Raw genomic sequence first — 15,183 nt, 5'->3', positions numbered from 1 at the left:
TTTGTTGAAAAAAAAATTATTTTGCCTCGTTCCAAAGACGGTCCATTTCTTCTAAAGTGACGTCGTCAAAAGAGAGACTTTGCTTCTTTAGTTCCTGCTCGATGTAGTTGAAGCGCTTCTTGAATTTACGGTTTGTTTCATTTAGAGCTTCTTCCGGGTCAATCTTGTAAAAGCGAGCTAGATTCACAACAGAGAACAACAGATCTCCTAATTCTTTTTGCTGTTCATCACCCTCAGCTTCTTGGAACTCTTTTAATTCTTCTAAGATCTTATCGACTACCGGTTCAACTTCTCTCCAGTCGAAGCCAACTTTCGCTGCCTTTTTTTGATAAAGAAACGCTTTTTGGATAGCTGGAATTCCCTTTGGTACGCCATCTAATAAAGAATCACGATCTTCTTTTCCTGCTTCTTGTGATTTAATCGCATCCCAATTTGCAACAACCTGATCTGCGTCCTCTGCAGAAACATCGCTAAAAACGTGAGGATGACGGCGGATCATCTTTTCAGTTAACGTTTCAATCACGTCTTCTAAAACAAAGAAGCCTTCATCTTCCCCAATTTGTGCGTGAAGCAGAACTTGAAGCAGCACATCACCTAATTCTTCAGCTAGAGCATCGTCGTCTTCTTCATCAATCGCCTCTAACACTTCATAAGCTTCCTCGATCAAATACTTCTTTAACGTCACGTGTGTTTGCTTCTGATCCCACGGACAGCCTCCAGGGCCACGCAGTCGAGCAATGACATTTTTTAAGAACGCAAAGTCTCTGTATAACAGTTCTTCTTCTTTTACCGGAGGAACATACACGGCAGTTAAATTATTCAATGTAACAGACTGATCTAGCTCATATAGCGGTACTACTTTAATAGACTCCTCAGCACTGCCTGCTGCTGTAACGATGGTTACTTCATAATCATCGGGATACTTATCCATCAAAGTTAGCTTTACTTCTGAAGCGATAAAGTTATCGTATACTTGTACGATTACAAGGTGATGCCTGATCTGAACCTCGTCTTTTTTTAATGAAGTTCCATCAAGAATCTGGCACCCTTCAATCGGATCAATCTTTAGAGCCGTATACATTTCATCAAGGAAACTCTTTCCGCCAGCTACCGAAACCTCGATTCCTTTACTCTTACTGTTATGAAGAAGAATCTGTACCGCTTGCTCCGCAACTAACGGGTGGCCTGGTACAGCATAAAGGACATGGCCTTCTACCTCAGCCTGCGCAAATAAGGTTTCAGCAATCTCTTCATACACCGGTTCAAACTTTTCATGTTTTTCATAGATTTCATCAAATGCAACAAAGTGCTTTCCTTGCTTCATTAATTCTTCAATCGCAGGGTGATGAATCGTTCGTACGTATACTTTTTCAGCTGATTCTAACATGCGGTAGATGCCAAGTGTCATCTGGTCTAAATCTCCTGCACCTAAACCGATAATCGTAATGTTCTTCGTCATCATGGTCTCCTTTTTTTAAGACGTTTAAACACTTTTTGAATAAAACCAATAGAATGAAAGACCGAGTTCCATTCATTTTGAGAAAACACTTTAAATACTGAGATACAGAGAATATAGATCACTGCACCAATAAATGAAGCACTGATACTGATCAACATCGCTTCAAAGCGAGTATCTGCTATGAATATATAGTTTTCCGTCATATGAATCCATGTCCATACACCTGCACCCATCAATATCAGAGAGATGAATAGTGTAAGGAGTGTTGTTTTTCTGCTTCGGGTTAGAAACTTCGTAACGAATTGAAGCTTCAATAGTTGTGCAAGCGCTGCAGCCATTGTAGCCAGCACGGTAGATCCAGCTGCCCCTTCCATACCAAAAGAAGGTATGAGCAACAAGTTGCCAAGGATTTTTATCAATACCGCGACAAGAACGGTGTATGCCGCAAAACGACCCTGACCGATTCCTTGTAAAAGTCCTGTGGTCGTATAGATGATGGATACAAAAATAATTGAAATACAAAGGATAGCAAGAGCAAGCGATCCATCATCATTTTTAAACAGCATAACATTGAGGTATTTCATTATAAAGATTAGCCCTATTGCCGCTGCCCCGCCAAAAACGATAGAAATTTTCACGGAGAGCTTGGCAAGCGTTCGGATCTCTTTTTGTTTCTTTTCTGCTGCAAGTGACGCCATCTCTGGTACTACGGCAAGTGCTACAGATGCGGCTAGCACTGTTCCTAACTGAAGAAGAGGTTGACCGCGGTCAAAAACGCCTTTCAAAAGTTTTGCATCATAAGCCTTCATGCCGCTTTCTATCCAAACGTTAACGAAAAGAAAAGCATCAACAAGCTGCATCAACGCTAAGATGAGTGCGCTTAATGACAGATAGATGCTCGTTTTTAATAACTCTGCGGCATATAGAAAACTAAATCTTGCCTTCGAGCCATAGGGAGCCGCTACACCTTTTTTCCAAAAGTACAAAAGAAACAATCCTGATGCGAGCGCACCGATAACCGATCCAAAGAGCGCTGCCGCTCCTGTTTCATAACTGGAATACCCTTTTAAAACGAAATAATAAGATAATAGTAAGATGCCTGAAACTCTGATGGTCTGTTCGATCAACTGCGAAACAGCCGTCAATTGCATATCGCCAAACCCTTGATAGGTCCCCCTAAAAAAGGCAGAGAGCGGAATAAACAGAAAAAGAACAGATATCACTTTGATCGGCAGTTCTAGATGCCAATCTCCCATCCATTGTGCCATGAATGGTGCCGCTAAAAATAAAAACAGGAATGATACTAGTCCTAAACTAACAGCAGTCCACGCTGCTGTTTTGATCAAATGATCATCTTTATTCTTCTCTGACACGATCATTTTTGAAAGAGCCATCGGAAAACCTGTAAAGGCTATAGCAACGGCTATCGCATAAAACGGATAAGCTTGCTGAAACACATAAAATCCAAAATCACCCGTCATGTTCTGATAAGGAATCCGATAAACGACACTGAGTAATTTAACGATAATGGCAGCTGCAGTCAGCAGCATAGCCCCTTCCCATACGGAATAGTTCTTTGTTTTCATGAAGTACCTCAAAATTTATAGCATTTATATTTCCCGGGACGACAATTGTCGACACATTCTTTTTGGATGAACAACTTTTTGGATGAACATAATTCAAGGTATTATACCATAGTCCGTGTATATCGCCCTGCGATATGCGATTCTCCTCCGGTACCATAAAGAGAGCGATAAGGAGGATTACTCGTTCCAACAGCGCAAAAAAAAGAAAGAGCATAAACCGCTCTTTCTTATTGCTCCATCTGTCTTGCTAGAAATCCAGCTGCAGTTTCAGCAAGTTTTTGCTCAAGTTCTGTAAGCTTCTTTCCTTCTTTACCAATCATAACAACAGCTCCGATTGGGTCTCCACCTGCGATAATCGGCGCGATCACGTGAGAAGTGTTTTCTTTAATCCCATCGATCAGCTCAGCTTCCGTTCCGTTCGGCTCTACTAACGTCTTTCTGTCACTCATAGAAGCTTCTACTACTTTACCGATGCTTTTATTGTGATAATCTTTCTTGGATCCGCCAGCTACCGCAATGTATGTATCACGGTCAGCAATTAACACAACATGACCTGTACTGTCTGCAAGGCTCTCTGCATATTCTTTTGCGAAGTCTCCAAGCTCATTGATTGGAGAATACTTCTTTAAAATGACCTCTCCATCTCTGTCTACAAAGATCTCAAGCGGGTCTCCCTCACGAATCCGAAGTGTTCTGCGGATTTCTTTTGGAATGACAACGCGCCCGAGGTCATCAATACGTCGAACGATACCAGTTGCTTTCATATAGATAATGCCCTCTCTTTCGGATGATGATGAATCATTGTTGTAACAAAATGGTTCCTTCACTGAAAGAATGTTCCATTTCCTAGGTTTATTATTTGTTACATCTCCTGTTCTATTCACGAAAGAGAGGGTTATTATAATTTATGGTGTATTTGTTGTCTTTTCTTTCCTAGCATGCTTCATTTCTTTTAGGAAAAGGTCAATCTGCTTCAACAGATCCAAATCTTTTACTCGTTTTCGGTTAATAATCACTTTCATGAGATTACCCTGCATGCCAAGATTTACATGTCTGCCGATCTTATTGGCAATCTCGAACATCTTTCCGCCATCAAGCAATGAAGTTGTCTTCTCATTTAGAATCATGTTCACCGTATCCTGCTTCTGTTCGATCAGCTTAACGCCTTCTCGTTTTGCACGGAGTTTAATGCCCGCTACTAAAAGCAAGCATTCGACTTCTACTGGGTAGTCACCAAAACGGTCGATAAATTCCTCTTGCAAATCGGATATATCTTTTAAAGCTTTTGCTGCACGTACGTGTTTGTACATCTCGATCTTTTGCTTTTCGTCACCAATATAATTCGTCGGAATGTAAGCATCCACCTCAATGTTAAGGTCAACGTCTTCTTCCACTTCTTTCGGCTTGTTGCCTTTCCTTTCTTGAATCGCTTCTTCAAGCATCTGCGAGTATAGATCGAAACCTACCGAGTCGATAAATCCATGTTGCTGGGCACCTAGAAGGTTACCCGCACCACGAATAGAAAGATCTCGCATCGCGATCTTAAACCCTGATCCTAACTCGGTAAATTCTTTGATCGCCTGAAGACGTTTTTCCGCAACTTCTGTTAGTACTTTATCTCGTTGATACGTAAAATACGCATAAGCAACACGGTTGGAACGACCAACACGCCCTCTTAACTGATAAAGCTGTGAGAGTCCCATCTTATCCGCATCGTACACGATTAATGTATTTACGTTAGGAATATCTACACCCGTCTCGATGATCGTCGTAGATACTAACACATCATAGTTTCCTTCTAAGAACTCCAGCATGACACTTTCCAGCTCATTCTCAGACATCTGACCGTGAGCATAGGCAACACGGCAATCTGGAACAAGCATCGAGATTTGCTCTGCCATTCGTTCTATCGAATCCACACGGTTATATAAGAAATATACCTGCCCGCCGCGACCCATCTCCCTTTCGATCGCTTCTCGAACAAGAGAACCATTATAGTCCATCACATATGTTTGAACCGGGAAACGATTCTCAGGCGGTGTTTCAATTACAGATAGATCACGAACACCTAGCATCGACATGTGAAGTGTACGCGGAATAGGCGTTGCCGTTAATGTAAGTACATCCACGTTTGATTTTAGTGTTTTGATCTTTTCTTTGTGCGTAACGCCGAAACGCTGCTCTTCATCAATGATGAGCAAGCCTAGATCCTTATATTGAACATCTTTAGAAAGCAAGCGGTGTGTGCCGATCGCGATATCGACCGTACCTGCTTTTAAGCCTTTTAGCACTTCGTTTTGCTCTTTTTTAGATCGAAAACGACTTAAGCTTCCAATCGTGATCGGAAACTCAGAAAACCGCTCACGAAACGTTTCAAAATGCTGCTGAGCTAAGATAGTTGTAGGAACAAGGAACGCCACTTGCTTACCGTCCATGATCGCCTTAAACGCCGCACGTATCGACACTTCCGTTTTTCCGTAACCTACATCTCCACAAAGCAGACGATCCATCGGACGAACGCTCTCCATGTCTTTTTTGATCTCTTCGATCGCTCGAAGCTGATCGTCCGTTTCTTGGTAAGGAAAACTTCCCTCAAACTCACTCTGTTCGGCACCATCTTCAGCAAAAGCGTAACCTCTGCTCGCTTCACGCTCTGCATAAAGCTTGATGAGATCATCCGCAATATCTTGAACCGAAGACTTAACTCTGCTCTTAACTTTCTTCCAATCACTACCGCCAAGAGAGTAAATCTTTGGTTCTTTGCCTTCAGAGCCTACATATTTTTGAACTTGGTCGATCTGTTCAACCGGCACATAAAGCTTATCGTTTCCGGAATATTTAATATGCAGATAATCTTTATGGACCCCTTTGATCTCAAGCGTTTCAATTCCTAAGTATTTACCGATCCCATGATTCACGTGAACGACATAATCGCCAACTTTTAATTCAGAGTAGCTCTTGATTCGCTCTGCGTTCGTCATCTTCTGTTTTCTTGCAGGACGTTTCGCTTTTTTCGTAAATACTTCTTCTTCTGTGATTACAACGAGCTTTTGCTTAACAGATTCAAATCCGCTTCCTAGATCTCCAAGTAAGATCTGACTCGTTTTCGGCTGAATGTTCTGGTCTGCTCCAATGATTCCTGCATCCATCTCATAATCTGCAAGTACCCGTTCCAGCCGGGTTGCGCGCTCTTTGTTCATCGCTATAAAAACGATCGCAAATCCAAGCTTTTTCCAACGATCCATCTCACCTTTTAATACATTCATCTGACCGTGGAAATTCTGCATGCTCTTGCATTCTACGTTCAGAATATTTTGAGGCTGTGTGTGTGGCACATGTCTTAAGAACAGAGATAGATAGATAATAGGAAACGCCTTTTTATCACCAAGTAACCCATTTGTATCTGGCGAGATCGTAAGGTCCTGTACCAGCTCTCCATGCTCAAGAAGTGCTGTCTGCCATTCTGCTTCTTCTTTATCTAGCTGTTGACTCGTTTCTTGAATACGGCCGATCTCATCCATTACCACTAAGCTATTAGGTGATATGTATTGCAAAAGACTCGCCGGTTCATCGTAAAAGAGGGATGCGTATTTATACATGCTTTGAAACTGCTGCTTTTCACGCAACCTTCCTGTTTCATAGCTGATATTTTCAACGAGTGTTTCTTTAAGTGCATCATCTTTGATATTTTTTAAAGTAGAAGCTAACTTGGCATCTATGCGATCTGCAGCGCTGTTATAATGTTCATCAAAAAGAATAAGTTCTTCAGCTGGTGCAATGGAAATTGTCTTTACCTTATCCTGTGAACGTTGTGTTTCTGCTTCAAAATATCGAATAGAGTCGATCTCTGTGTCAAAAAGCTCAATTCGAACAGGGTTCTTTTCAGTAAGCGGATAAATATCAATAATTCCACCACGAACACTAAATTCTCCCGGTGTTTGAACCATCGATGAACGTTCATAACCCATCGCAACTAATTTTTTTAAGACTTCATCTGAATCGATATCTTCACCTACCTGAAAAGAAAGACCAGCTTTTTCCCAAACTTCAACGGGTGGCAAGTATCGTCTTAACCCAGCAACAGGCGTAATGATGACACCTTTAAAAGATCGACTCAGCTGATTTAAAGCCTCGATTCTTTGGCTTTTTAATTCAGGACTCGATATAGCCATCTCAGATGAGATCAGGTCATTTACAGGATATAAATAAACTTCATCTTCAGATAAAAGAGAAGTTAGATCTTCATATAGTTTTTGTGCTTGAAATAGATTATGGGTGACAACGAGTTGAGGTTTTCCTGTATTCTCGTGAAGACTGCTGATAAGCATCGTTCGGGCAGAACCTGAAAGACCAGCGACGAGTTGTTCTTTCAGTCCTCCATTGATGCCATCCATTATCGATTTTAAGTCTTCTCCCTGACTAAAATATTTCTTCAATCCAAGCATTTCTTACTCCCCCTCTCACAAGAGCTAGTCATTGGTTCTATAAACAGTGATCTTTAAAATTTTGGCTTTCGGATATTTCTGTAGAAACCCCTTCATTGATAAGTTGATTGTAGAGTAAGATGCGAGACTCTCGGCTAGGACAAGCGGTCAGGTGAGACCCTTAAAGGCGCAACGCGGCAAGGGGCTCACCGCCTGCCCCGCGGAAAGCGAGCATCTGAAACGGAAATCAACTACTTTCAAAAACATCAAAGGAATACAAAAACAGCTATTTTAAACAGAAAAAGGCTTTGGCCCGCTTAGATAGGCTTTGGCCAAAGCATTACCTTATTGAATAAAGGATTTCAGTGTATGATACTCCGGATTTCGTTCTAGCGTATCCTGACAATCCTCACATGTCGTTGTAACCTCTATATCTCCATTCTCTTTATAGGAGAGTAATTCCTGCCGTTCTTCGTTACTTAATGTTTCAAATCCAAGCTGTGCCGCATTAACAGTATGATGGTCTATCGTACCAACATGTGTTTTACAATGCCTGCACCGGTAATGAATAGCCATGCACAGTCCCCTTTCGGTTAGCATTATACTAACCATTATGAGCGGAACATGTGTAATCTATTCTTTAGCCGTTAAACTTATTCATAACTTTATCAAATGATGTGTCTAGAAAAGCTTCACACGCTTTCACAGATCGATCGATACCATTTTCGATATCTACGGATTCCTCTTTAGAAAAACGATTTAATACGAAATCTGGAACGGGCTGTTGGTTCGTAGGGCGTCCGATACCAAATCGGATTCTTTTAAATTCTTGCGTACCAAGGTGAGCGATCATGGATTTTATTCCGTTATGCCCTCCTGCGCTCCCCTTTGTACGAAGTCTTAATTTTCCTGGAATCGTATCGAGATCATCGTACACGACAATCATGTCTTCTAATGGAATCTGAAAATAGTCCATGAAAGGTCCTATACATTCTCCAGATAAATTCATATACGTTAACGGTTTTAATAAGAAGACTTTCTCTCCCTTAACTACACCTGTTCCGTAAATTCCTTTAAACTTTGTTTGCTGCAGGGGGATGTTTAAGGAGTCCGATAATGTATCGATGACTTCAAAACCTATATTATGTCGGGTACCATCAAAACGAGATCCTGGATTCCCGAGCCCTATAAACAATTTCACTCTATGTTCACCTTACCTTCAATTGTCTTATAAACATTATACACAATTGGGATAACAGAATAAAAACGCAGCGGTCGCTGCGTTTTTATATTCATTCATTCTATTCGTCTTACTTTTCTTCTTCCTGACTGTCATCAGCAACAGATTCAGAGGATTCTGGAGCATCTCCTTCTGCATCCGCTTCTTCTGTTTCTTCGTCCGTTTCTTCATCTTGAAGTTTTGGAGGTGTTACACTCGCAATTACTTCGTCTTCCTCGTGAAGAATTTCGTATTTTTTACCTGTTGGCAAGTCCTTAACTGATAAGGAATCCCCTATATTTAATTCTTCAACAGAAGCTTCTAATTGTTCTGGGAAGTCCGCAGGTAATGCTTTAACGTTTACTGTTGCAAGTACACGTTGCAATACTCCGCCTTCTTTAACTCCAACAGATTCACCAGTTAGGACAACAGGTACCTCTGCTTCTGTTTCTTTATTTAAGTCAATTGCTAGAAAATCTACGTGCGTAACAGAATTTTTCAAAGGATGAACTTGCATATCCTGTACCATGACAGAATAATCTTTTCCATCTACTTTTAATTTGAGTACGCCATTCTTGCCTACTTCTCTGTAAGCTTTAATAAATTCAGGCTCATCAACGGATAAAGCTACAGCTTTAGTCCCATAACCATAAAGGTTTGCCGGGAAATGTCCTTTACTTCTTAATTCCGTTAAAATCGAACGTTTGTCTGTATTTCTTTTTTCGACTGTTAGATTCGTTGCCATAATGAGATCCACCTTTCCTATTTCGAGTCTCTTTAAAGCATTACCCGAACTGAAAGATTTTAAAACGTGAAGTTAGAAATCGATTTAGCAAGCACTTCTTAAGCGAAAGTTAATCAGTGTTTTCCTTGTTGCTCTTGAAAGTAGTTGATTTCCGTTTCAGGTGCTCGCTTTCCGGGGGGCGTGCGGTGAGCCTCTTAGCGCTTTGCGCTGTTAAGAGTCTCACCTGTCCCGCTGATCCCCCAGGAGTCTCGCACCTTCCACTTCAATCAACTTTCCAAAGATGAGAGTAAAAAAATCTCAAATGCAAAAATCTCTATAGAAGAGCTTTATAATCTTAATCAAACAATTTAGATACAGATAGTTGCTCGTGAACGCGAATGATTGCTTCTCCTAATAAAGGAGCTACAGAAAGCTGTGTTACTTTATCAATCTTCTTCTCTTCAGGAAGAACGATCGTGTTTGTAACTACTAGCTCTTTAATAGAAGAGTTCTGGATACGATCCATCGCAGGGCCTGATAGAACAGGGTGCGTACAGCATGCATAAACTTCTTTCGCGCCGTTTTCTACAAGTGCATTAGCTGCTAGAGTAATCGTTCCAGCCGTATCAATAATATCATCGATTAAGATCGCTGTTTTTCCTTCAATGTTACCAACGATGTTCATAACTTCAGATACGTTCGGGCGAGGGCGTCGCTTATCAATGATAGCGATTGGTGCTTTTAAGCGATCAGCCATCTTTCTTGCTCTCGTAACTCCACCATGATCTGGCGATACGATTACGATATCATCTAATTCTTTGTTTGCAAAATAATTTGCTAAGATCGGCACACCAAGTAATTGGTCAACTGGGATGTCGAAGAAGCCTTGAATTTGAGTCGCATGAAGATCGATCGCAATAACACGAGTTGCACCAGCAGTTTCAAGCAGGTTAGCTACAAGTTTAGCTGTGATCGGCTCACGTGCACGTGCTTTACGGTCTTGACGTGCATAGCCATAGTAAGGCATTACTACGTTAATCGTTTTTGCAGAAGCACGCTTTAATGCATCAATCATGATTAAAAGTTCCATTAAGTGTTGGTTAACGGGATCACTTGTAGATTGAATAACGTAAACTTCACAGCCACGAATACTTTCTTCAATATTAATCTGAATTTCCCCGTCACTAAACTTTGTAACTGAACTTTCTCCAAGCTCAATTCCAATGTGCTGAGCAATCTCCTTTGATAATTCCTTGTTAGAATTTAACGTGAAAACTTTCAATGTAGGATCTACATACGTACTCATTGATGGCTCCATCCTTCCCCACTCTTAAAATTATTGGTTTTGTTTTTCGTTTAGCTTTTGAACATAGTTTTCTTTAACAGTTTGACGCGATCTCGCGATAGATAATGAATCAGCAGGAACATCATCTGTTATTGTTGAGCCAGCTGCAACATAAGCATTCTTGCCAACGGTAACTGGAGCAACCAAGTTAGAGTTACAGCCAATAAACGCCCCATCTTCAACCTTTGTTAAAAACTTGTTCTTACCATCGTAATTCACTGTGATAGATCCGCAGCCTAGGTTAACATCTTTTCCGATCTCAGCATCACCAATATAGCTAAGATGAGACGCTTTACTTCCTGAACTCATCACAGATTTTTTTATTTCTACAAAGTTTCCGATCTTTACTTTGTTCTCAAGAACGGACTTCGGACGGATGTGAGCAAATGGACCGATTGCCGTCAGATCTCCAACTTCACTGTCGTGAATAACAGATTGACGAATCGTGTTTCCATTTCCAATAACACTATCTTTGATCTCAGATTGAGGACCGATAATGTTTTCTTCTCCTATTTTCGTTTGCCCTAAGATTACTGTCCCAGGATAGATGACCGTATCGCTTCCGATTTCTGCATCATCTGAAATATAGGTTTGATCAGGATCGATCAAGGTAACACCATTTCTCATATGGCGTTCGTTGATTCGTTTCTTCATATAACGTTCAGCTTGCGATAATGCCACTCGGTCATTTACTCCTAATGTTTCATTAAAATCAGGTGTTTGATAAGCAGCTACTACTTCGCCAGCATTTTTTAAGATCTCTATAACATCAGGCAAATAGTATTCGCCTTGTACGTTTTCATTGTTAACTTGCTTAAGCGCATCAAACAACGCCTTATTATCAAAGCAGTAAGTCCCAGTATTGATCTCAGTTACTTTACGCTCTTCTTCAGACGCATCTTTGTGTTCTACATTGCGCTCAACCGTTCCTTCACTGTTACGGATAATACGTCCGTATCCAGTAGGATCCTCAGCTTTAGCTGTAAGGATTGTTGCTTTTGCACCGAGAGACTCATGTTCTGCAATGAGTTTTTCCATTGTTTCCGATGTAATAAGAGGTGTATCACCACAAACAACAAGTGTGATTCCTTCTTTATTTGCTAGGGCGTTTTCAGCTTGCATAACAGCATGTGCTGTACCAAGCTGCTCTTCTTGAAGCACGTACTGAACGTCAGAGCCCAATTGATCTTGAACTTTTTCAGCACCATGGCCGACAACAGCCACCAACTGTTTCATTTGAAGAGAATTGATCTGATCAACCACATGTTGAACCATCGGTTTCCCACAAACAGGATGCAACACTTTATATAACTTGGATTTCATCCTTGTTCCTTGACCCGCAGCAAGAATGACCGCATAGCGATTTGTCATTGTGAACCTCCATCCATTTTCCTAAATCTTAAATATTTCTTAACATACCATTACGAATATATCTTAAACACGTAGTCATTTCAAGAAGTGACGCGGGATTGTCAATGGTTTGATAAATTTTATTGAAAAATGAGGTGATTTTTTAATATGTAAGGGGTATATATAGGAAGGTTCTCTCTTATGAGGAAAAAAGAGCAAATAAAAAGAACCCAATCATTCTGACTAGGCTCTAAATTCTTATTGAGATATTAAGAAGCTCCTGCTTCTTCTAAAGCAGACTCCATCTCTCCCATACGGTGATATTCTGTTAACACCGCGTTTTGGATCTTCTCACGTGTACTAGACGTGATTGGATGCGCGATATCACGGAACTCTCCATCTGGTGTTCGTTTGCTTGGCATAGCTACGAACATTCCATTATTGCCATCGATTACCCTAATATCATGAATAACAAATTCATGATCGATTGTAATGGAGGCAATCGCTTTCATACGACCTTCTGTATTTACACGGCGTAGTCTTACGTCAGTCACTTCCATTCACAAACACCACCTTTTTCCAAAATAAGAACGTAATACTACAATTCTGCAGCTTTTTACAAAATCCTTCTTGGAATAATAAAAATTTTTAAAAAATTTGTGACGTCTCTCCCCGCCTAGTATTTTAGATTCATTTTGATCGAATTTATTACCAGTTCATCGTTCAAGTAAGCCACAAAGAAATTTGCTATAGAATTTAATTAGAGTGACAGTGAATTTATACTAAATTGGGTATGAATGACAATGATTCGATATAATTAATCAATAATCCTAGAAATTTTTGAGATATTCCCGCGAATTGTTTTACCATTTCCAGAGCAAAACAAAAAAAATAAGCCCTATAAGGACTTATTTTATAAGTGCAATAACTTCGATTTCTACTTTTGCATCTTTTGGAAGTCTTGCAACTTCTACACAAGAGCGTGCTGGTTTATGTTCGCTGAAATATTCAGCATACACTTCGTTAATATCAGCAAACTCGTTCATGTCACTAATAAAAACCGTTGCTTTTACGACTTGATCAAGTGAAGATCCTGCTTCTTTTAAGACCGCTTGCAGATTTTGAAAAACTTGATGAGTCTGTTCCTTCACATCTCCATCGATCATAACGCCTTCTTTTGTAAGAGGAATCTGACCTGAACTGAAGAACAACTGGTCTATTATGATTCCTTGAGAATAAGGGCCGATTGCTGCCGGTGCTTCTTCTGTATGAATTTTTTTCATCATGCTTGACCTCCGTTTAGAAAGTAGTTGCCTTTTTCCACTTCGATGCGATTTTCTTTTTCGTTCACTTGTGCAAGTCGTGCAATGGAAACATAATCATCTACAAGTCTCTCTGATACTTCTTGAGCCTCAACGAGGACACCGATACCTTCAATGTGTGCTTGAAACTCTTCGATCAAGCTGATCATTCCCTTAATCGTTCCGCCCGCTTTCATAAAGTCATCGATGATGAGTACCCTTGACCCCTGTTTGATACTTCTTCTTGCGAGAGCCATCGTCTGAATACGTTTAGTTGAACCCGACACATAGTTAATACTTACGGTAGACCCTTCTGTTACTCTGCTGTTGCTTCGTACAACGACGACAGGAACGTTTAGATGTGTCGCTACTGCGTATGCAAGAGGGATACCTTTTGTTGCGATCGTCATCACTACATCAATTTTCCGCGATGAGAAAGCAGATGCAAACAGCCTTCCGATCTGGTTCACTAATCTTGGGTTTCCGATGATATCTGTGACGTACAAATACCCTCCAGGCAAGATACGGCTAGGGTCTTCAAGCAGCTCAACAAGTTCTTTTACCGTTTCTTCCGCTTCTGCTTGATCTATGCCTGGAATATATTTAACGCCGCCGGCTGCACCTGGAACCGTTTGAACATGGCCCAAACCGTGCTGTTCAAAATGTTCTTTAATAATAGCCAGGTCTTCACTTATCGATGATTTGGCCGATTCGTACCGTTCTACAAAATAAGATAAAGGGATGAGTTGATGGGGATGGTGAAGAAGGTAACCTGTTAAATCTACCATTCTTCCGCTTCTTTTTAATTTCATATTATCCTCCAAAACCGAATGTTTGAAGATAATATACCATTTTTATACGGATTTTATCAATCATTCCCCTAATAAACGCACAGCATAAACTTCATGACAAAAGCCTCTTAAACCGTTATACACTCTTTGAAGTCGGGATTCGTGCTGAAACAGACCGAAAACAGTTGGTCCACTTCCACTCATAAGCACAGCGTCCGCTCCAAGGCGCATCATCTGCTCTTTAATGTGTTTTACTTCCGGATACATCTTGAGGGTAACCGATTCTAAAACATTTCCTAGAAGGCTGCAGATCTTATCGTAATCTTTTTCTTCGATCGCTTTGACCATCCCTTCTACATCAGGATGCTTTATGCCTTGAAGCCTTAAGTTTCGATACACTTCACCTGTAGAGACTCCGATCGGCGGCTTAGCTAAGAGGACCCAACAAGGAGGCGGCGACGAGATATGATGGATTTTTTCACCTCTACCCGTCGCTAAAGCCGTTCCTCCATACACGCAAAAAGAAACGTCTGAACCGATCTTTGCACCCAGCTCAGCCAATTCATCCAATGACAGGCCAAGTCCCCAGAGTTTATTAAGTCCTTTTAATGTAGCTGCCGCATCACTGCTTCCACCCGCTAGTCCTGCTGCAACAGGGATGTGCTTAGATATATGTATATAAACACCTTTTGTAATGTTAAATGTTTTCTTTAAAAGCAATGCTGCCTGAAAGGCTAGATTTCGTTCATCAAGTGGAACAAAGCCACCGGAACTTTCAATTTTAATTTCGTCTGCCTCTAATAAAGTTAGTTCGATCCGATCAGCCAGATCTACCGTTGTCATTACCATAGCCACTTCATGAAATCCGTCTTCTCTTTTACGCAACGCATCGAGAGACAGATTAATTTTTGCTGGAGCTTTAATGGATACTTTATTAATTGTCATCATTATCCCTGCCTACCATCTTGCACAATTTTGATATTT

General features: G+C 40.7%; 13 protein-coding genes. All 13 read right to left on the bottom strand.

Annotated features, from left to right (window positions below):
• Positions 1 to 16 precede the first annotated feature (16 nt).
• The gene (mazG, locus tag FS458_RS19900; RefSeq protein ID WP_144704828.1) at positions 17 to 1,459 is read right to left on the bottom strand and encodes a nucleoside triphosphate pyrophosphohydrolase; all 1,443 of its coding nucleotides are present in this window, start codon (positions 1,457 to 1,459) and stop codon (positions 17 to 19) included.
• Positions 1,459 to 3,045, bottom strand: a complete 1,587-nt coding sequence (locus tag FS458_RS19895) for a putative polysaccharide biosynthesis protein (protein ID WP_144704825.1) — start codon at positions 3,043 to 3,045, stop codon at positions 1,459 to 1,461. The genes mazG and FS458_RS19895 overlap by 1 nt, the downstream gene beginning before the upstream one ends.
• A gap of 227 nt (positions 3,046 to 3,272) precedes the next feature.
• The gene (spoVT, locus tag FS458_RS19890; protein ID WP_137792166.1) at positions 3,273 to 3,809 is read right to left on the bottom strand and encodes a stage V sporulation protein T; all 537 of its coding nucleotides are present in this window, start codon (positions 3,807 to 3,809) and stop codon (positions 3,273 to 3,275) included.
• A gap of 141 nt (positions 3,810 to 3,950) precedes the next feature.
• Positions 3,951 to 7,490, bottom strand: coding sequence for a transcription-repair coupling factor (gene mfd / locus FS458_RS19885; protein ID WP_144704822.1), 3,540 nt, complete (start codon positions 7,488 to 7,490; stop codon positions 3,951 to 3,953).
• Positions 7,491 to 7,814: 324 nt separating this feature from the next.
• A complete protein-coding gene (locus FS458_RS19880; protein WP_066390519.1) occupies positions 7,815 to 8,045 on the bottom strand; it encodes an anti-sigma-F factor Fin family protein in 231 nt (76 codons plus the stop codon).
• A 64-nt stretch (positions 8,046 to 8,109) separates the two neighbouring features.
• Complete coding sequence (gene pth, locus FS458_RS19875; protein WP_144704819.1) at positions 8,110 to 8,670, bottom strand: aminoacyl-tRNA hydrolase; 561 nt, start codon at positions 8,668 to 8,670, stop codon at positions 8,110 to 8,112.
• Between the two features lie 109 nt (positions 8,671 to 8,779).
• The gene (locus tag FS458_RS19870) at positions 8,780 to 9,433 is read right to left on the bottom strand and encodes a 50S ribosomal protein L25/general stress protein Ctc (protein WP_144704816.1); all 654 of its coding nucleotides are present in this window, start codon (positions 9,431 to 9,433) and stop codon (positions 8,780 to 8,782) included.
• A 334-nt stretch (positions 9,434 to 9,767) separates the two neighbouring features.
• The gene (locus FS458_RS19865) at positions 9,768 to 10,718 is read right to left on the bottom strand and encodes a ribose-phosphate diphosphokinase (protein ID WP_066390512.1); all 951 of its coding nucleotides are present in this window, start codon (positions 10,716 to 10,718) and stop codon (positions 9,768 to 9,770) included.
• A 30-nt stretch (positions 10,719 to 10,748) separates the two neighbouring features.
• Positions 10,749 to 12,128: a bifunctional UDP-N-acetylglucosamine diphosphorylase/glucosamine-1-phosphate N-acetyltransferase GlmU gene (glmU, locus tag FS458_RS19860; protein ID WP_144704813.1), complete on the bottom strand. Its 1,380-nt coding sequence runs from the start codon at positions 12,126 to 12,128 to the stop codon at positions 10,749 to 10,751.
• 248 nt (positions 12,129 to 12,376) lie between these two features.
• On the bottom strand, positions 12,377 to 12,667 hold the full coding sequence (gene spoVG / locus FS458_RS19855; protein ID WP_066238133.1) for a septation regulator SpoVG: 291 nt from the start codon (positions 12,665 to 12,667) through the stop codon (positions 12,377 to 12,379).
• 348 nt (positions 12,668 to 13,015) lie between these two features.
• Positions 13,016 to 13,393 (bottom strand): RidA family protein, encoded by a 378-nt coding sequence (locus FS458_RS19850; protein WP_186320668.1) that lies wholly within the window; start codon positions 13,391 to 13,393, stop codon positions 13,016 to 13,018.
• Entirely contained in the window at positions 13,390 to 14,220 is an 831-nt protein-coding gene (gene purR, locus FS458_RS19845; RefSeq protein ID WP_144704810.1) for a pur operon repressor, read from the bottom strand. The genes FS458_RS19850 and purR overlap by 4 nt, the downstream gene beginning before the upstream one ends.
• Positions 14,221 to 14,280: 60 nt before the next feature.
• Positions 14,281 to 15,144 carry a 4-(cytidine 5'-diphospho)-2-C-methyl-D-erythritol kinase gene (ispE, locus tag FS458_RS19840; RefSeq protein ID WP_144704882.1) on the bottom strand — a complete coding sequence of 288 codons (864 nt, stop codon included), beginning with the start codon at positions 15,142 to 15,144 and terminating at the stop codon, positions 14,281 to 14,283.
• Between the last annotated feature and the right edge of the window lie 39 nt (positions 15,145 to 15,183).

Source organism: Fictibacillus phosphorivorans (assembly GCF_007673525.1).
In the GTDB taxonomy this organism is placed as follows: Bacteria; Bacillota; Bacilli; order Bacillales; family Fictibacillaceae; genus Fictibacillus; species Fictibacillus phosphorivorans_C.
This window is presented reverse-complemented; position numbering and strand designations above follow the sequence as displayed.